This window comes from Ruegeria sp. AU67 (genome assembly GCF_900312795.1).
In the GTDB taxonomy this organism is placed as follows: Bacteria; Pseudomonadota; Alphaproteobacteria; order Rhodobacterales; family Rhodobacteraceae; genus Ruegeria; species Ruegeria atlantica.
Window position 1 is genome coordinate 254,230 of record NZ_OMPH01000019.1, and the last position, 17,667, is coordinate 271,896.

The 17,667-nt window shown below is 56.5% G+C and carries 15 protein-coding genes; 8 read left to right on the plus strand and 7 right to left on the minus strand.

All coding sequences use genetic code 11. The annotated features are described in order from the left end of the window. The first annotated feature begins 26 nt into the window (after positions 1–26). Positions 27–2,321 (plus strand): PAS domain-containing sensor histidine kinase, encoded by a 2,295-nt coding sequence (locus tag DK510_RS09530; RefSeq protein WP_109311863.1) that lies wholly within the window; start codon positions 27–29, stop codon positions 2,319–2,321. Here the strand turns inward: DK510_RS09530 and DK510_RS09535 are convergent, their stop codons facing one another. Next, positions 2,322–2,915, minus strand: coding sequence for a gamma-glutamyl kinase (locus tag DK510_RS09535; protein ID WP_109311864.1), 594 nt, complete (start codon positions 2,913–2,915; stop codon positions 2,322–2,324). 192 nt (positions 2,916–3,107) lie between these two features. Between DK510_RS09535 and recA the strand changes: the two genes are divergently transcribed. The 4 genes from recA (at position 3,108) to DK510_RS09555 (ending at position 8,368) form a co-directional block, all read left to right on the plus strand. After that, positions 3,108–4,175: a recombinase RecA gene (recA, locus tag DK510_RS09540; protein WP_108858591.1), complete on the plus strand. Its 1,068-nt coding sequence runs from the start codon at positions 3,108–3,110 to the stop codon at positions 4,173–4,175. A 244-nt stretch (positions 4,176–4,419) separates the two neighbouring features. Next, a complete protein-coding gene (gene alaS, locus DK510_RS09545; protein WP_109311865.1) occupies positions 4,420–7,089 on the plus strand; it encodes an alanine--tRNA ligase in 2,670 nt (889 codons plus the stop codon). Position 7,090: 1 nt separating this feature from the next. Then, a complete protein-coding gene (locus tag DK510_RS09550) occupies positions 7,091–7,378 on the plus strand; it encodes a DUF1330 domain-containing protein (RefSeq protein WP_109311866.1) in 288 nt (95 codons plus the stop codon). A 366-nt stretch (positions 7,379–7,744) separates the two neighbouring features. Then, on the plus strand, positions 7,745–8,368 hold the full coding sequence (locus tag DK510_RS09555; protein WP_234998999.1) for a transglutaminase-like cysteine peptidase: 624 nt from the start codon (positions 7,745–7,747) through the stop codon (positions 8,366–8,368). 144 nt (positions 8,369–8,512) lie between these two features. Here DK510_RS09555 and DK510_RS22790 read toward each other — a convergent pair whose 3' ends face one another. The 6 genes from DK510_RS22790 to DK510_RS09585 all read right to left on the minus strand — a co-directional run bounded on the left by DK510_RS22790 (position 8,513) and on the right by DK510_RS09585 (position 14,356). After that, complete coding sequence (locus tag DK510_RS22790) at positions 8,513–9,247, minus strand: hypothetical protein (RefSeq protein WP_160116489.1); 735 nt, start codon at positions 9,245–9,247, stop codon at positions 8,513–8,515. Between the two features lie 437 nt (positions 9,248–9,684). Next, positions 9,685–11,502 (minus strand): translational GTPase TypA, encoded by a 1,818-nt coding sequence (gene typA, locus DK510_RS09565; RefSeq protein WP_109311867.1) that lies wholly within the window; start codon positions 11,500–11,502, stop codon positions 9,685–9,687. Between the two features lie 76 nt (positions 11,503–11,578). Further along, a complete protein-coding gene (locus DK510_RS09570) occupies positions 11,579–11,914 on the minus strand; it encodes a multidrug efflux SMR transporter (RefSeq protein WP_109311868.1) in 336 nt (111 codons plus the stop codon). 389 nt (positions 11,915–12,303) lie between these two features. Beyond that, positions 12,304–13,461, minus strand: a complete 1,158-nt coding sequence (locus DK510_RS09575; protein WP_109311869.1) for an HD domain-containing protein — start codon at positions 13,459–13,461, stop codon at positions 12,304–12,306. Beyond that, positions 13,458–13,703: a hypothetical protein gene (locus tag DK510_RS09580; RefSeq protein WP_058271680.1), complete on the minus strand. Its 246-nt coding sequence runs from the start codon at positions 13,701–13,703 to the stop codon at positions 13,458–13,460. Before DK510_RS09580 ends, DK510_RS09575 begins: the two co-directional genes overlap by 4 nt. Beyond that, a complete protein-coding gene (locus DK510_RS09585; RefSeq protein ID WP_058271679.1) occupies positions 13,703–14,356 on the minus strand; it encodes an alpha/beta hydrolase in 654 nt (217 codons plus the stop codon). The genes DK510_RS09580 and DK510_RS09585 overlap by 1 nt, the downstream gene beginning before the upstream one ends. 177 nt (positions 14,357–14,533) lie before the next feature. On the opposite strand from DK510_RS09585, the gene DK510_RS09590 reads away from it, so the two are divergent. The 3 genes from DK510_RS09590 to sufB are packed head-to-tail and all read left to right on the plus strand — an operon-like array spanning position 14,534 to position 17,634. Continuing rightward, positions 14,534–14,992: an Rrf2 family transcriptional regulator gene (locus tag DK510_RS09590; RefSeq protein WP_058271678.1), complete on the plus strand. Its 459-nt coding sequence runs from the start codon at positions 14,534–14,536 to the stop codon at positions 14,990–14,992. Between the two features lie 60 nt (positions 14,993–15,052). Further along, entirely contained in the window at positions 15,053–16,096 is a 1,044-nt protein-coding gene (locus DK510_RS09595) for a cysteine desulfurase family protein (protein ID WP_109311870.1), read from the plus strand. 17 nt (positions 16,097–16,113) lie between these two features. Continuing rightward, positions 16,114–17,634, plus strand: a complete 1,521-nt coding sequence (gene sufB, locus DK510_RS09600; RefSeq protein ID WP_109311871.1) for a Fe-S cluster assembly protein SufB — start codon at positions 16,114–16,116, stop codon at positions 17,632–17,634. The last annotated feature ends 33 nt before the right edge of the window (positions 17,635–17,667 follow it).

Here is a 17,667-nt window from a genome sequence, read left to right on the forward strand (position 1 = left end):
ACAAAGCCTTTTGACCTGAGTTGTTAATGTCCGACACTGCAGAGATCTTTTCTGAGCCGACCTCAAGAAAAACACCGGCCTTCTCGCGCCTTGTGCCACTCGTTGTTTTGGGCGCATTGCTGAGTTTAACACCGTTGACAGAAGTTTTGCCGACCGCCTGGAATACGGGTCTTGTTGTTGCTGGTGTGTCGTTACTGGCCGCCGGCCTACTGGTTGTTTTTCGGGGATTCACGGCCGACCGAACGGCGCGTAATTCGGCAGAAGTGATGGCCGTCTTCACCGAACAGGACTTGTGTCCGACAGTGATCGCCAACGCAAATGGCGATATTCTGAGCGCGAACACACGTGCAAAGGCACAGTTAAACGCTTTTCCAGGTGCGCGATTGCAGCATTGCCTGAAATCCAGATTCGCTAATCCCGCAGCGATCCTGCTGCGCTTGCAATCCATCGCGGAAATCCACGAACGCGCCCGCGAAGATATCGTGACCGTTGGCTCGACAATCCCGATCTCGGTGTTCAGCGTGGGGCAGGATGTGTTCTGCTGGCGGTTCCTTCTGGACGAAGGCGGGCAATGGGATGACGCCCCTGTTCCGGTGCTGACAGAGGGTCGGAACGGGACAATTCTGCGGGTGAATGGAATGGCAGAGGCCATTCTGGGTCACAGGCCCGACGATATGGGTAGGATATTTCCCAATGACATCCCGCAACCGGGTGAAATCTCGCTTGCTGAAACCTTGGACGGGCAGGTGCCCGTGACCGTGTCCGAGCTGTCCCGCTCGGGCACTGTGCGCGATCTGCTATTGTTGCCGATGAAATCTGCGCGCCCATCCGAGGGCGATGCCCCATTCGCTGAACTGCCCGTGCCGGTGATGTGTTTGTCCCCCGAAGGCGAAATTTTGGATGCGAACGGGATGGCGATTAAGCTGATCGGAGAGATCCAGCCGGGCAAGTCGAACGTGGCCGAAATCATGCACGGGCTTGGCTATCCCATTCTGGATTGGTTGACCCGCGCCGCGACCGAAGAGAATGCCGTTCCGAGGTCAGAATTTCTGCGCCTGTCACGTCAGGATAAAGAGGTTTTCGTGCAGGTCACACTGAACCGGGTGACGTGCAAGGGGCGGATTTGTCTGATCGCTGTCCTGAATGATGCGACCGAGTTGAAGACACTGGAAGCTCAGTTCGTGCAAGGGCAAAAGATGCAGGCCGTCGGGCAATTGGCGGGCGGCGTGGCGCATGATTTTAACAATCTTCTGACTGCGATTTCGGGGCATTGCGATCTATTGCTGCTGCGGCACGATCAAAATGATCCGAACTATGGTGACCTGGTTCAGATCAACCAGAACGCCAACCGGGCCGCGGCGTTGGTCAGTCAACTTCTCGCATTCTCGCGAAAGCAGACTTTGCAGCCCGAGGTTTTGGACCTCCGGGATACGATCTCTGATCTGATCCATCTTTTGAACCGCTTGGTGGGCGAAAAGGTTCGCCTGACGTTAAGCCATGATCCCGTGCTGAAGCCTGTACGCGCAGACAAAAGACAGCTCGAGCAGGTGTTTATGAACCTGGTCGTGAACGCACGGGATGCGATGCCCGAAGGGGGCGAGGTACGTATCGAGACCGAGGTTATGTCTCTGACCGAACCGTTCCGGCGGGATCGTGCAACGGTTCAACCCGGCGAATACGTCACCGTGAAAGTGATCGACAGCGGCACGGGCATTCCCGCAGACAAGCTGCAAAAAGTGTTTGAGCCATTCTATACGACCAAGCGCACGGGTGAGGGGACCGGTCTTGGACTGTCGACGGTCTATGGCATCGTCAAGCAGACCGGAGGGTTCATATTTGTCGACAGTATTCAGGGCAAGGGAACCGAATTTACCGTGTATCTGCCGGTTTCAACCGCACCGCAGAAAATTGATCAAGATATCGCCAGCCTTCCGGAAAACCCAACGTCCCGGCAGGGTGAAGGCGTAGTTCTGCTGGTCGAGGATGAGGCCCCTGTTCGGGCCTTTGCCACACGTGCATTGCGATTGAAGGGCTACACCGTGCTCGAAGCCGGGTCCGCCGAAGAGGCGCTGCACCTGCTGGAGGATGGGTCGGTGCATGTGGATGCCTTTGTGACAGACGTGGTTATGCCCGGCATGGACGGGCCAACCTGGGTGCGCAAAGCGATGGAGACCCGCCCGGATGTGAGGGTGATTTTCATGTCCGGCTACACCGAAGGCGCCTTTGGCGATTCAGGCCCCGAGGTTGCGAATTCCACCTTTTTGCCCAAGCCGTTCTCTTTGACGAAGTTGACCGAGGCTGTGTTTAACCAACTGAACTGATTAACGCGCCGCGTCGTGGCAGGAAAACTCCTCGGCGTGGTGCTTGCGGAACTTCTTTTCCGTTTCCGGCGACAAGAATAGGTCGCGCTTTGGTGAGACATTCTCGCGCTGCAGGGTGATTTCCATGTTCAACCGGTCCTGAAGAAAGCTTAGTATCTTATCTTGATTTTCGTATTTAAAAACATGCGTCGCACCGAAACCGTTGTTTCGGGTGCGGAAAAACTGGCTCTGACTGCCGACATCTGCGAATTCCGGGCGGGGGTTTTGCATGTAACCCTGAACAAAATCATCAAAGTTCAGGTCGCGGGTTGAATGCGGGTGCCCAATGCGGTCGTCCCGGCTGCGGTATTTGTACCAACTGCCGAGCCAGTCGATAGGTTCGCGCACCGCGGCCATGATTTCCATTTCGGTGTCATACATTTTGCGAAAAATGTTTTGAAAAAACCTGTCATAACGGCGAACAGGCGCATGTTTCAATTCGGGCGGGCCGGTGACGACAAAGTCGGCCCGCGCGCTCAGGGCAGTGTGATAGGCTGCGCTGCCTGTTTTTGGAACTGCCAGAAACGCAAGGCGTTCCTTATAGAAAACAAGCATTTATTCGCCCTTCGCCGCCTAATTTAGTAGTCGCAGATTGGCGTAAACGACTCTTTAACACAATTGCCGAACAGTAAGTATTGTAAGTTTTAGTTGAAATGTTCTCTTTTTGGTCCCATAAGGAACAAGAGGCGAACAAAGCAGTGATTGCCGCCCGATCATGGGTGTGACAAAAGAGAAGGCGACAGGACAATGGCGGATCTTCTGACAATGAGCGACAAGAAAAACGCAGACAAGCAAAAGGCGCTTGATAGCGCGCTGGCGCAAATCGAACGGCAGTTCGGCAAAGGCTCGATCATGAAGCTGGGCGAGGATGCCAAGCAGGACATCGATGCAAGCTCGACCGGGTCTTTGGGCCTGGATATCGCGCTGGGTATTGGTGGTCTGCCGATGGGTCGGATTGTTGAGATTTATGGCCCGGAAAGCTCGGGCAAGACCACGCTGACGCTGCATTGCATTGCAGAACAGCAAAAACGTGGCGGTGTGTGCGCATTCGTGGATGCCGAACACGCGCTGGACCCACAATATGCCCGTAAGCTGGGCGTCGATCTTGATGAACTGTTGATCTCGCAGCCTGACACCGGTGAACAAGCGCTTGAGATCACCGATACGCTGGTGCGTTCGGGCGCTGTGAATATGGTTGTCGTCGACTCAGTTGCGGCTTTGACGCCGAAATCGGAACTCGAAGGCGACATGGGCGACAGCAGTGTTGGCGTGCAGGCCCGATTGATGAGCCAGGCGATGCGTAAACTGACAGGCTCAATCAGCCGCTCGAATTGCATGGTGATCTTTATCAACCAGATCCGCATGAAAATCGGCGTTATGTTCGGCAGCCCCGAAACCACGACTGGTGGTAACGCGCTTAAATTCTACAGCTCGGTTCGTTTGGATATTCGCCGCATCGGCGCGATCAAAGATCGTGATGAGGTTGTCGGCAACCAGACGCGCGTCAAGGTGGTCAAGAACAAGGTGGCGCCGCCCTTCAAGCAAGTGGAATTCGACATCATGTATGGCGAAGGCATCAGCAAGATGGGTGAGTTGCTGGATCTCGGCGTCAAGGCTGGAGTGGTCGAGAAATCGGGCTCGTGGTTCAGCTATGGCGACGAACGGATCGGGCAGGGGCGTGAGAATGCCAAGCAATACCTGCGCGACAACAGCCGCATTGCGCTGGATATCGAAGACAAGATTCGGGCCGCGCACGGCCTGGAGTTCGACATGCCACCCGGTTCTGCGGAGGAAGATGACATCCTCGAGGCGTAACAGCCCAATTGGGGGCCGCAAAAATCCCCCGGTTTTGCAAGAATTGAAATACTCGAAACTAGGCGGTCCGCGTGGCCGCCTTAACTCGTTCTGCATACGGTGATCTTGTACTATTGGTGTGTACGGATCTTGTTGACGGGTTTTCTAGCCCTTCAAAAATAAGGCCGGTTTATCTTTGTGGACTATCCTTTGGGACGGGGATAAACCATTTCAGAACACTGAGATTGCGCGCCGAGAGAGCCATATGCCCACGCTGAATGATATCCGCTCAACCTTTCTGAATTATTTTGCCAAACAGGGGCATGAAATTGTCGCGTCCAGCCCGCTGGTTCCGCGCAATGACCCGACATTGATGTTCGTGAACTCGGGCATGGTGCAGTTCAAGAACCTGTTTACCGGTGTTGAAACCCGTGATTATCAGCGCGCCACGACGGCACAGAAATGCGTGCGCGCCGGCGGTAAGCACAATGACCTCGATAACGTTGGTTATACCGCGCGGCACCACACCTTCTTTGAAATGCTGGGCAACTTTTCCTTCGGCAATTACTTCAAACACGAGGCGATTCCGTTTGCGTGGGAGTTGATCACCAAGGAATTCGGCATCGACAAGAACCGCCTGTTGGCAACGGTGTATCACACGGATGACGAGGCGTTCGAGATCTGGAAAAAGGTCGGCGTTCCCGAAGACCGGATTATCCGCATCGCCACTAGCGACAATTTCTGGCAGATGGGTCCGACTGGTCCGTGTGGACCGTGTACCGAGATTTTCTACGACCATGGCGATCACATCTGGGGTGGCCCTCCGGGATCGCCCGACGAAGACGGCGACCGGTTCATTGAAATCTGGAACATCGTTTTCATGCAGAACGAGCAATTCGAGGACGGCTCGATGGTCGAACTCGACATGCAGTCGATCGACACCGGCATGGGGCTGGAACGGATTGGCGCGCTGCTGCAGGGCAGCCATGACAACTATGACACCGACCTGTTCAAGACATTGATCGAAGCGTCTGCTCATGCCACCGGGGTTGACCCCTATGGCGACCAGAATGTGCACCACCGGGTAATTGCGGACCACCTGCGCGCGACATCCTTCCTGATCGCTGATGGCGTGATGCCGTCCAATGACGGGCGTGGCTATGTGCTGCGCCGGATCATGCGTCGTGCTATGCGTCATGCGCATCTTCTGGGGGCGAAAGATCCGGTTATGTATCAGCTGGTGCCAAGTCTGGTGCAGCTGATGGGAGCGCAATACACCGAGTTGGGACAGGCGCAGCCGTTGATCGAAGAGACGCTGCTGTTGGAGGAAACGCGGTTTAAGCAAACCCTCGATCGTGGTCTGAAACTCCTGGATGATGAAGTTGCAGGTTTGCCCGAGGGCGCGGCGCTTCCGGGTGATGCGGCATTCAAATTGTACGACACGTATGGATTCCCACTGGACCTGACGCAGGATGCCCTGCGCGAAAAGGGTCGTTCCGTGGACACGGACGGATTCGACGCGGCCATGGCCGAACAAAAAGCCAAGGCCCGTGCGGCATGGGCCGGTTCGGGTGAGGCTGCAGATCAGGCAGTGTGGTTTGATGTGCTGGATACTGCCGGAGCTACGGATTTTCTGGGCTATGACACGGAAAAGGCCGAAGGGCAGATTGCCGCTTTGATGGTCGATGGTGCATTGGTCGACACAATTGAAAAGGGCGGATCCGGTTGGGTGATTGTCAACCAGACGCCGTTTTATGGCGAAGCTGGCGGTCAGATCGGTGATACTGGCGAAATCCGTCGTCTTGAAGAACGCGATGACATGGCGCGGGTCGAGGACACCAGAAAATTCGCTAATGGCAAAATCTATGCCCACAAAGTTACCGTTGATCAGGGCGCTTTGTCCAAAGGTGACGCGGTCGAGCTTGAGGTCGACCATGCGCGGCGTACGGCAATTCGCGCGAACCACTCGGCCACGCACCTGCTGCACGAGGCGCTGCGTGAAACGCTGGGCGATCATGTTGCACAGCGCGGCTCGCTGAACGCGGCCGACCGGTTGCGCTTTGACTTCAGCCATTCCAAGGCGCTGAGCGCGAATGAGATCCAAAAGGTCGAACGCGATGTAAATGACTTCATCCGTCAGAACTCGACTGTCGAAACGCGGATCATGACCCCCGATGATGCGCGCGAACTGGGCGCACAGGCGCTGTTTGGCGAAAAATACGGCGACGAAGTCCGGGTTGTGTCCATGGGCAAAGCTCCGACCGGCAAGGGTCAGGATGGTGAGACCTGGTCGATTGAGCTGTGTGGCGGTACGCATGTTCGCCAGACTGGTGACATCGGTACTTTTGTGGTTCTGGGCGATAGCGCCAGTAGTGCGGGAGTGCGCCGGATCGAAGCGCTAACCGGCGACGAGGCGCTGCGGCATCTTTCCCAGCAGGATCAGCGTCTGGGTCAGATCGCATCGGAGCTGAAGGCGCAGCCGGATGACGTTGTCGGCCGCGTCAAGGCGCTGCTCGATGAACGCAAATCGCTGCAAAACGAAGTAGCGCAGCTGCGCCGTGATCTGGCCATGGCCGGCGGGGCCGGGCAGGGTGGCGGCGAAGCGCGTGATGTGAATGGGGTGGCCTTCCTTGCGCAGGCGCTGAACGGTGTATCGGGCAAGGACCTGCCTGCGCTGATTGATGAGCACAAAAGCCGTTTGGGGTCCGGTGCCGTTTTGCTGATCGCGGATGCGGGCGGTAAGGCTGCTGTGGCCGCCGGTGTGACAGCCGATCTTACCGACAAGGTTTCAGCCGTTGATCTGGTTCGTGCGGCCGTCGCAGAACTGGGCGGCAAGGGCGGCGGTGGACGCCCCGACATGGCGCAGGGCGGTGGCAAGGACGCGTCGAACTCAGATGCGGCGATCAAAGCCGCAGAACAGGTTTTGGGAGGATAAGATGGCCGCACTCTGGATTGCCCACGTCACCGTGACGGACACGGACGCATATGCGAAATATGCGGAACTCGCAGGGCCTGCGATTGCCAAGCACGGCGGTGCGTTCATCGCCCGTGCCGCACGTTACGTCCAACTGGAGGGGAAAGAACGTCCGCGAAATGTGGTCGCCAAATTCCCATCCGTCGAGGCCGCGGTCGAGTGCTATTATTCACCGGAATACCAGCAGGCCCTGGACCACGCACGCGGCGCAAGTGAGCGTGAACTGGTTGTTGTAGAAATTACCGATTGAAAATGAGCCCGGTCTGGTCGGTGGATTCTCCGCCGATCAGATACATTCATGGGCGGAATTCAGCCGAACTGTTCACAAGTGAAGTGAACTGTATTGTGGCAATTCTCGACTCATGCGGAATCTTTGTGATTCCAGCGCCTTATTGCATCTCAAAGCGAGTTATTGGTATTTTCCCCGCCTAGATTGTGGCGAATTGTCCTCATTTCTTGCGCGAAATGGCCAAATTGAGTGACGAAATTCCGCCTTTTTTCCCCTTCACGTTCGCCCCAGATTGTACAAGCGCTACCGTTTACCATTAGTTTTTTCTAATCGAATACGGTCCTGTTTGTCGTCAATCGTTGCGTAGACAGGGATCGAGGTTCAGGCATGAAATCGGTAGATATCGGACTCAAGGCCGCTCTTGGGCGGATGAAAACACATTCAGGTCGTGCCGTGGGGATTGCGGCATTGGTTTGCGGGGCCACGCTTGTCGGGTCTCATGTGGATGCAAGTGAAGGCAACTTCATCCGGACCCTCGCGGCGTCCCCTCCGCCTTCGGGTGCACAGCAATTGTGCCGACAGTACGCTTGGGCATGCGCCAGTAAAGTGTCGGTGCGCATGACGTCCCAGCAGGAAATGCATATCATTGAGCGGATTAACCGTCAGGTCAATGCAACGACGCGCGCGGTTACGGATCAGACACAGTACCGAACCACCGAGCGTTGGGCTTTGCCGACAACGCGTGGCGGGGATTGCGAGGATTTTGCACTTTTGAAGAAAAGAGATCTGATTAGGGCAGGCGTTGATCCAAATAAATTGCTGATCGCGACGGTGTTGGATACGCGCCGCAACGCACATGCAGTTCTTGTGTATCGCTCTGCTCAGGGGGATCTGGTGCTGGACAATTTGACCAATCGGATCAAACCTTGGTCGGCCACACGGTATTTGTTCCTCCGGATGCAGGATCCGGCGAAGCCAAGCAATTGGGTTGGTGTGTACGGAAGAAGCTAAGGCTTTCTACTGATCTATCTGTTTTTGCACGGCAAAAGGGGCGACACAATTGTCGCCCCTTTGTCTTTTAGACGGAATCTCGAGACGTGTTCGGCGCTTTTGAGGTGCAGCCCGAAATTTCAGGCTGCATTGCGATTTACCGCGTCAGAGAGTACCGCCGCTGCCATCGGCACCTCCGCCACCGGCGCCACCACCGCTGCCATCGCTGCCACCGCCGCCTGCACCGCCGCCGCTGCCGTCGCTGCCGCCACCACCGTCGCCGCCGCCGCTACCGTCGCTGCCGCCACCACCGTCGCCGCCGCCGCTTCCATCGCTGCCACCGCCATCATTACCGTTGCCATTGCCGCCGCCATTGCCGTCGCCATCATTGGAGTGTCCTCCGTCATTGCTGCCGCCGTTACCGCTGCCGCTGTCGGAGTTACCACTACCATTACTGCCGCCGTTTCCGTCACCGCTGCTGGAGTTTCCGCCGCCGTTGCTGCCGCCGTTTCCGTCACCGCTGCCGGAATTGCCGCCACCGTTGCTGCCACCACCGCCACTACCGCTACCGGAATCCGTGCCGCCGTTGCTACCGCCGCTGCCGTTGCTGCCGCCACCGTTGCTACCGTTGCTGCCGCCGCTGCCGCCGCTGTCACCACTGCGGCCGTCGCCGCCATCGCCGGATTCACCGCTTGTTCCGGACACTCCGGCACCGCCGCTGGTTCCGGTCGAACCACTGCTACTATTTGAAGTGCTTCTGTCGTCGCCGTCGCTGGTGCGGTTCCTTGCAACGGTTGCCGTTGGGATATCAGTCAATATCGCAGCGAACAGAGGACAGGATTGCGACGTGCGGGCTAAGATATCCTCAAAGTCGGCACGGCGCTGAATGTAGCGCAGCATCCGCTTGTCGACGACCTTGCAACTACAAAGCGTTTCAGTGGATACAGATTGCCGGGCTGTTTTGACGTTGCAAACTTCAGCCGCATGAGCCGCGCTTGTTGCCATCAATGGGAATGTCGCGGATAAAAATACAAACGAATATAAACGGGATCTCACGCGCATAGCGCTACTCCTTTAAACTAATTACCAACACCTATTAACAAAGTAATTGTGCCACATTTTGGACAAAAATACATCCATATATTGCCGTAATTGATGGTCGAGTGACAGCAATGAACGCCAGTAGATTTGCAACCTATTGGTGAAACCATCTGAAAAACAAAAGAAAAAGCCCGTCAGCCAGACGGGCTTTCCTTTGATTTAGATGGCTATTTGAGAAGTAATCTTACCACGATCGGTCCATTGTTTCGTTTGCGTAAGCAATATCACAGACCTGATCAGGCCGATCTTGCCATCCGTTTCCGTTCGTGCGGGTCAAGGAAACGCTTGCGCAGTCGGATGGCGTTTGGAGTGACCTCAACCAGTTCATCATCATCGATATAGGCAATCGCCTCTTCCAGAGAATACTGGATATGAGGTGTGAGGCGAACGGCGTCGTCAGAACCGCTGGCGCGTACGTTGGTCAGTTTTTTGCCTTTGAGGGGGTTCACCTCAAGGTCGTTGTCGCGTGAGTGTTCGCCGATGACCATGCCCTGATACACGTCGGTTTGCGGGGCAACGAACATCCGGCCGCGCTCTTCTAGGTTCCACAGCGCATAAGCCACGGCCTGTCCGTTTTCCATTGAGATCAGAACCCCCGCACGACGACCCGGGATCGGGCCTTTGTGGGCCGCCCAGCCGTGGAACACACGGTTCAGAACACCGGTACCGCGTGTGTCGGTCAGGAACTCGCCGTGATATCCAATCAAACCGCGCGACGGTACATGAGCGATAATACGTGTCTTGCCCGCGCCGGCCGGACGCATTTCGGCCAGTTCACCTTTGCGCGCGCCAGTGATCTTTTCGATCACCGAGCCTGAATATTCATCGTCGACGTCAATGGTGACTTCTTCGATGGGTTCCATGCGCTGGCCGTCTTCTTGCCGGAACAGAACCTGCGGACGCGAGATGCTAAGTTCGAACCCTTCACGGCGCATGTTCTCGATCAGAACGCCCATCTGCAATTCGCCACGGCCAGCAACCTCAAAGGCATCGCCGCCGGGTGTGTCGGTGATGCGGATGGCGACGTTCGACTCGGCCTCTTTCATCAGGCGGTCGCGGATAACACGCGACTGAACTTTCTTGCCGTCGCGACCGGCCAGCGGCGAGTCGTTGATGCCGAAGGTCACTGTGATGGTTGGCGGATCGATGGGCTGTGCCGGCAGGGCTTCGTCAACCTGCGGCGAAACCAGCGAGTCGGCCACGGTTGCCTTGCTCATTCCCGCGATGGTGACGATGTCACCGGCTTCGGCCACGTCGATGGGCTGTTGTGCCAGTCCACGGAAGGCTAGGATTTTCGAAGCGCGGAAGTTTTCGATCAGCGTGCCATCGCGGCTCAGCGCCTTGAGGTTGTCGCCCGCTTTCAAAGTGCCGCTTTCCACACGACCGGTCAGAATGCGACCGATGAACGGATCGCTGCCCAGCGTCGTGGCCAGCATGCGGAAGGGTTCGTCTTTGTTTTCGACCTGCTTTGGGGCAGGGACGTGATCGACAATCAGATCGAACAAGGCGGTCAGATCCTTGCGAGGCCCGTCCAGCTCCATATCTGCCCAGCCGGAACGGCCTGAGGCATACATGGCAGGAAAATCCAGCTGATCGTCGTCAGCGCCGAGGTTGGCGAACAAGTCAAAGCATTCATCAAGTGCGCGGTCTGGTTCAGCGTCAGGTTTGTCGACCTTGTTTAGTACCACGATGGGACGCAGGCCCAGCGCCAACGCCTTGGACGTCACGAATTTGGTCTGCGGCATCGGGCCTTCGGCGGCGTCCACCAACAGGACAACACCGTCGACCATGCTGAGGATCCGCTCAACCTCGCCACCGAAATCGGCGTGGCCGGGGGTGTCAACGATGTTGACCCGGGTGCCTTTCCATTCGACCGAGGTCGCTTTGGCAAGGATGGTGATGCCGCGTTCGCGCTCCAGATCATTGCTATCCATGGCGCGTTCGGCCACCGCTTGGTTTTCCCGGAACGCACCGGATTGTTTGAGCAGCTCATCCACCAGGGTCGTTTTACCGTGGTCCACGTGAGCGATGATTGCGATATTGCGCAGGTTCATGAGAGGTCAGCCTTTGAACGGGAAGTTGCCGCGCGCATAACGCGGATTGACTGAATAGGCCAGCCCTAACCGGTCGTCAGTGGCCCGCTGTGCTGGAAAACAGGTGAATGATCAGGATTCCGGCCAATATCATCGCCAAACCGAGCACCGCAGGCCAGTCCAGGCGCTGACCAAAAACAATGAAGCCTATGATGGCGATCAGAACGATCCCCAAGCCTGACCAAATGGCATAGACGATGCCGACCGGCATAAATTTCAGGGTGAGGCCCAGCAGGTAAAAAGCAACTCCGTAACCCGCGACAACCAAGACAGAGGGCCAAAACCGGCTGAACTGCTGGCTGGCCTGCAGCGCCGTTGTGCCAATTGTTTCGGCGAAAACCGCCAGCAATAGGATGAGATAGGCTTTGGGCACGGCAGGTCTCGATTCAGTTGCAGTTGGGGAGGTTGACCACAAAATCCCAATTCACGACAAGGGGAATGTGAATGGATATTGGGAAAAGTTCTGTGTCGGAAGAACCGGGACTGCCCACCGAAGAGGTCAGGATAACCATACTATTTCAAAGAGAAAAATTCTGATATGAAATGGTTGGTTTTCAGTTTTCTTTTATGAGTTTTCAATGACGAAATTTGCGATATCCGTGATCGTTGCTTCGGCATTCATAGTGGCGCTTGGGTGGCTTGCGGGCGGGGGGCCGTCGACATAAACGCAGCCAGTGGTGTTGAGCGGTTTGAAAGTTTTCAGGTTTAAGTGCCTGCCGGAACGATTGGAAAAGGGGCCTTTGCGCCCCTTTTTCTATTGGCTCAACCGACGGTGTTTTCTGAAAAATACGTGCTCAGTTTCGGTCGCAACCATGACCACAGCGCTGGTGCACCGCGATTGATCGGGGTTCCCACACGGCGTTCGATCTGGGCAAACGTCACGTTGTAATCGACCCAGGACCCGCCACCTGTTTCAAGGTTCCCGATCGGGGTTTGAAACCGATCGATCGCCTTGGCAAATCGCGCGTCTGGCGACTCGGCGGCTTCGAACTCCTCCCATAGCGTCCGGAAGGCGTGCTGCGGTGCCTCAGGCAACAACCCGAACAACCTGTCGGCTGCTGCCTTTTCCTCGGCTTCTTGTGCGGCGTGGTCGACTTGTCCGTGGATGGGATGATCTCCGGCATCAATTTCGACGATGTCATGCAGTAGAAGCATTTTCAGGACTTGGTCCAGCGACACACCGGGCTGCGCGTATTCCGCCAAAACCCAAGCAAACAGCATGATGTGCCAGGAATGTTCGGCCGAGTTTTCAAACCGATCGTCAGACAACAGGCGCGAGGCGCGGTAAACGGACTTCAGGCGGTCTGCCTCAGTCAGAAAAGCCAGCCGTTCAGAAAACGCTGTTTCGGGCGTTGACTGCGCGTGCAGCAGGGCGCTGGCCAGAGCGTGTGCTTGGGGGAATTCCCGTGCCAAATACGCGGCGCGACCACTGCTGAGGTTTTCCCGCGCTACTTCAACATGATCCGGGTTGGGGGTTGGCGCACACAAGACTTGAAACAGCGGTTGGCATCGGTCCAGATACTTGGCGAATTTCGCGTCCGGCGTCGTGTCGGCCTCGAACTCTTCCCACAGGGCTTGAAACGCAGACGTCTGATCGTCCGGCAAGAGACCAAACAACTCGTCCGCCGCCGCGCGCTCGGCGCGTTCCACGGCGTTCCAATCGGTTTCCAGGTGAATGGGGTGATCGCCGACGATGATCTCGACCAGATCGTGCAACAGCAGCATGCGTATGACGCGGTTAATGTTAACGTCGTCACCCGCCAACGGCTCCATCGTCAATGCCCATAAGGCCAGGTGCCAGCTGTGTTCTGCAGAGTTTTCAGGGCGGGACCGATCCAGGAGCGCATTGGCGCGATCGACCGACTTCAGCCTGTCCGCGCGTTTCAGGAATTCAAGTTGCGCGGACAGTCTTTCAGTCATTTCTTTTCAATCGCTTTCACCTGGGATCGATGTTTGGTCAGTGCGTCGATGACAAACTTGCGCGCTTTGCGTTCAGCGATGCGTACACGCATTTCGGTCAAAAAGGCCTCTTCCAAGGTCTGGGAGGAGGCGCCCAAAAGCTCTCCCACCTCGACAAAGAAACGATCATTGCCGGTTTCGTCCATCACCTTCATTGTGTCCTCGGCCAGTTTGGCCGCAAGCGTTGTGATGGTATTCGACATTAGCGCGTGTTCTCGGTCAGGCGACGCTTCACATAGTCACTGACATCGGTGATCAGCGTGTCCATGTGACGGTCCTGGAAGAAGTGATCAGCACCCTCAACCTCGTTATGGGTGATGGTGATGCCCTTTTGTTCGTGCAGTTTGTTGACCAGCGACGTGGTGTCGGCGGGCGGGGCCACACGGTCGGACGAGCCGTTGATGATCAGGCCGGACGAAGGGCAGGGGGCCAAGAATGAGAAGTCATACATGTTGGCTGGTGGCGACACGCTGATAAAGCCCGTAATTTCTGGGCGGCGCATCAGCAGCTGCATTCCGATCCAGGCACCGAACGAGAAGCCGGCAACCCAGCAGTGCTTGGAGTTGTTGTTCATCGACTGCAGATAATCCAGCGCTGACGCTGCATCGCTCAGCTCACCGATGCCCTGATCGTATTCGCCCTGGCTGCGGCCCACGCCGCGGAAGTTAAAGCGCAACACGGTGAAGCCCATGTTGTAAAACGCATAGTGCAGATTATAGACCACCTTGTTGTTCATGGTCCCGCCGAATTGTGGATGCGGGTGCAGCACGATGGCAATCGGTGCGTCTTTTTCCTTTTGCGGGTGGTAGCGGCCTTCCAGGCGGCCTTCGGGTCCGGGAAAAATCACCTCGGGCATGTGTGCTTTGGTCCTGTCTTTTTCTTCCTGATGCCACGATATACTTGACGGTAATCGTAAGGCACTTTAGAACGGTTCTAATTATGATGCTTTGCGCAAGGCGCTGCCTGTCGGAGATACGCACTGGCGGCGGCGGCGTCAATGTTTTCGCTTATAACCTGCCATGAGGGAAAGACAATGAAGCTTTCGACAAAGGGTCGTTACGCGATGGTTGCACTGGCTGACATTGCTCTACAGCCCTCGGACCGCTTGGTGACGCTTAGCGAAATTTCCGAACGTCAGGATGTCTCGCTTCCTTACCTCGAGCAGCTTTTCGTCAAATTGCGCCGGGCCGAACTGGTTTCGTCCGTACGTGGACCGGGCGGCGGGTATCGTCTGGCGCGGCCTGCTTCCGAGATTCGGGTGGTCGAAGTTCTGGCGGCGGTGGATGAAACCGTGGACGCGCTGCAAAAAGGTGCCGGGGCATCCGGGGCATCCTCGGGCAGCCGGGCGCAGTCTTTGACCAACCGTCTTTGGGAAGGTCTCAGTGCGCATGTCTACGTTTTTTTGCACCAGACGCGCCTGTCTGACGTGATCAAGAACGACCTGGCCCCGTGCCCGGCAGTTCCCAGTCTGTTTTCCATCGTTGATGAGTAATCTAATGCTGTTTGCCTCTTGGGTTTCTTCCCCGCTTTGCGACCAGGAAAAGATGTATCCATGAATCGTGTTTATCTGGATCACAACGCAACAACACCGCTGCGCCCCGAGGTCCGCGAGGCCATGGTGGCGGCGATGGAATTGTGCGGGAACCCTTCGTCCGTTCACGCCGAGGGCCGTGCGGCCAAGGCTCTGATCGAGCGGGCAAGGGCGCAGGTTGCAGCCGCATTTGGTGCGGATGGGGCAGACGTTGTGTTCACATCAGGTTCGACCGAAGGGGCAGCGCTGACATTGATCAATCGTGATTTGCACGGGTCCGCGATTGAGCATGACGCAATCAGATCATGGATCACCGAAGACTTGCCCACGTTGCAATCCGGTCAGGTGGACGTGTCAAACCCCGAGCAGTCGACCCTGCAATTGGCGAACTCCGAGACGGGGATTGTCCAATCTTTGCCAAACGGATTGGCTGTAACCGATGCGACACAGGCCTTTGGTAAATTGCCGGTGGCCTTTAACTGGCTGGGCGTCCAGATGGCGTTGATTTCGGCCCATAAACTGGGCGGCCCCAAAGGGATTGGCGCGGTGGTGATGAAACGTGGCACCGAACTGCCTGCAATGATCAAAGGCGGTGGGCAAGAGATGGGCCGACGGTCAGGTACCGAAAATGTCATTGGAATAGCGGGGTTCGGGGCGGCAGCTGAAGCTGCGGCGCGGGATCTTTCAAATGGTATCTGGGAACAGGTTCGTGAATTTAGAAATATTCTAGAAAATGCCCTTGAGGCTGGTTCTAAATCTACTATTTTTGTCGGGAAAGGTCAGGACCGCCTTCCAAATACCTCGTGTTTCGCAACCCCCGGCTGGAAGGGCGAAACGCAGGTCATGCAGATGGATCTGGCAGGTTTCGCTATCAGTGCAGGTTCTGCCTGTTCCAGCGGCAAGGTCCGGGCAAGCGCGGTGTTAACTGCGATGGGTTTTGATGAGGTCACAGCAGCAAGCGCGATCCGCGTGTCTCTGGGACCTTTGACCACTGAAGAAGATGTGCTGTGTTTCGTCGAAACGTGGCTTGAAAAAGAAAAGAAGCATCGCGCGCGCGCCGCGTGATCTGACGGAGGTGTCATATGGCCGCTTTGGACCAGACCCAGGTAAAAGAAGGTGTCGATCAGGAAACCGTTGACGCGGTACGCGAGGTCAGTACCTACAAATACGGTTGGGATACCGATATTGAGATGGAGTATGCGCCCAAGGGCGTGAACCCGGATATCGTCCGGCTGATCTCGGAAAAGAACGAAGAGCCCGAATGGATGACAGAATGGCGTCTGGCGGCCTTCGAACGCTGGACCAAGATGGATGAGCCGAACTGGGCTATGGTCCACTATCCCAAGATCGACTTTCAGGACCAGTATTACTACGCCCGTCCCAAGTCGATGGAGGAAAAGCCGAAGTCGCTGGACGAGGTCGATCCCAAGCTTCTGGCCACATACGAAAAGCTTGGTATCCCGCTGAAAGAGCAGATGATTCTGGCCGGTGTCGAAGGCGCCGAGGATATGCCTGCTGAAGCTCGCAAGGTGGCCGTGGATGCGGTGTTCGACTCGGTTTCAGTTGGCACAACGTTCCAGGACGAGCTGGCCAAACACGGCGTGATCTTCTGTTCGATTTCCGAGGCGATCAGGGAGCACCCTGAACTGGTCAAAAAATACCTTGGCACCGTTGTGCCTGTTTCTGACAACTTTTACGCCACGCTGAACTCGGCCGTGTTCTCGGATGGCTCGTTTGTCTACATCCCCCCGGGCGTCCGCTGCCCGATGGAACTGAGCACCTACTTCCGCATCAACGCGGAAAACACGGGCCAGTTCGAACGCACACTGATCATCGCGGACAAGGGTTCTTACGTTTCGTATTTGGAAGGTTGCACCGCGCCGCAGCGCGACACGGCCCAGCTGCACGCGGCCGTTGTTGAGATCATCATCGAAGAAGATGCCGAGGTAAAATACTCGACCGTTCAGAACTGGTTCCCCGGGGATGAAAACGGCAAGGGCGGTATCTACAACTTTGTGACCAAGCGCGCCGATTGCCGGGGTGATCGGTCCAAGGTGATGTGGACCCAAGTGGAAACCGGATCCGCCGTGACCTGGAAGTACCCTTCCTGCATCCTGCGCGGTGACGAAAGCCAGGGTGAGTTCTACTCGATCGCCATCACCAACAACATGCAGCAAGCTGATACCGGCACCAAAATGGTGCATCTGGGCAAGAACACCAAGTCGCGCATCGTATCCAAAGGGATCAGCGCGGGTAAAGCGCAGAACACCTATCGTGGTCTGGTGTCAATGCACCCGAAGGCGAAGGACAGCCGCAACTATACCCAGTGCGACAGCTTGCTGATTGGCGATAAATGCGGGGCCCATACGGTGCCGTATATCGAGGTTCGCAACAATTCATCGCGCGTGGAACATGAGGCGACAACATCCAAGGTGGATGACGATCAGCTGTTCTACTGCCGTCAGCGCGGCATGGACGAGGAAGAAGCCGTGGCGCTGGTCGTCAACGGGTTCTGCAAGGACGTCCTGCAGGCGTTGCCGATGGAGTTTGCCATGGAAGCGCAACAGCTGGTGGCCATCAGCCTTGAAGGATCAGTGGGTTAACCCCGCATTTCTCTGAATTCAGAACATATCGGG

Excerpts from the sequence above, each read along its gene's own strand:
- DK510_RS09530 (WP_109311863.1), top strand. The coding sequence starts at position 27 with ATGTCCGACACTGCAGAGATCTTTTCTGAGCCGACCTCAAGAAAAACA.
- DK510_RS09535 (WP_109311864.1), bottom strand. The coding sequence starts at position 2,915 with ATGCTTGTTTTCTATAAGGAACGCCTTGCGTTTCTGGCAGTTCCAAAA.
- recA (WP_108858591.1), top strand. The coding sequence starts at position 3,108 with ATGGCGGATCTTCTGACAATGAGCGACAAGAAAAACGCAGACAAGCAA.
- alaS (WP_109311865.1), top strand. The coding sequence starts at position 4,420 with ATGCCCACGCTGAATGATATCCGCTCAACCTTTCTGAATTATTTTGCC.
- DK510_RS09550 (WP_109311866.1), top strand. The coding sequence starts at position 7,091 with ATGGCCGCACTCTGGATTGCCCACGTCACCGTGACGGACACGGACGCA.
- DK510_RS09555 (WP_234998999.1), top strand. The coding sequence starts at position 7,745 with ATGAAATCGGTAGATATCGGACTCAAGGCCGCTCTTGGGCGGATGAAA.
- DK510_RS22790 (WP_160116489.1), bottom strand. The coding sequence starts at position 9,247 with ATGCTGCGCTACATTCAGCGCCGTGCCGACTTTGAGGATATCTTAGCC.
- typA (WP_109311867.1), bottom strand. The coding sequence starts at position 11,502 with ATGAACCTGCGCAATATCGCAATCATCGCTCACGTGGACCACGGTAAA.
- DK510_RS09575 (WP_109311869.1), bottom strand. The coding sequence starts at position 13,461 with ATGACTGAAAGACTGTCCGCGCAACTTGAATTCCTGAAACGCGCGGAC.
- DK510_RS09580 (WP_058271680.1), bottom strand. The coding sequence starts at position 13,703 with ATGTCGAATACCATCACAACGCTTGCGGCCAAACTGGCCGAGGACACA.
- DK510_RS09585 (WP_058271679.1), bottom strand. The coding sequence starts at position 14,356 with ATGCCCGAGGTGATTTTTCCCGGACCCGAAGGCCGCCTGGAAGGCCGC.
- DK510_RS09590 (WP_058271678.1), top strand. The coding sequence starts at position 14,534 with ATGAAGCTTTCGACAAAGGGTCGTTACGCGATGGTTGCACTGGCTGAC.
- DK510_RS09595 (WP_109311870.1), top strand. The coding sequence starts at position 15,053 with ATGAATCGTGTTTATCTGGATCACAACGCAACAACACCGCTGCGCCCC.
- sufB (WP_109311871.1), top strand. The coding sequence starts at position 16,114 with ATGGCCGCTTTGGACCAGACCCAGGTAAAAGAAGGTGTCGATCAGGAA.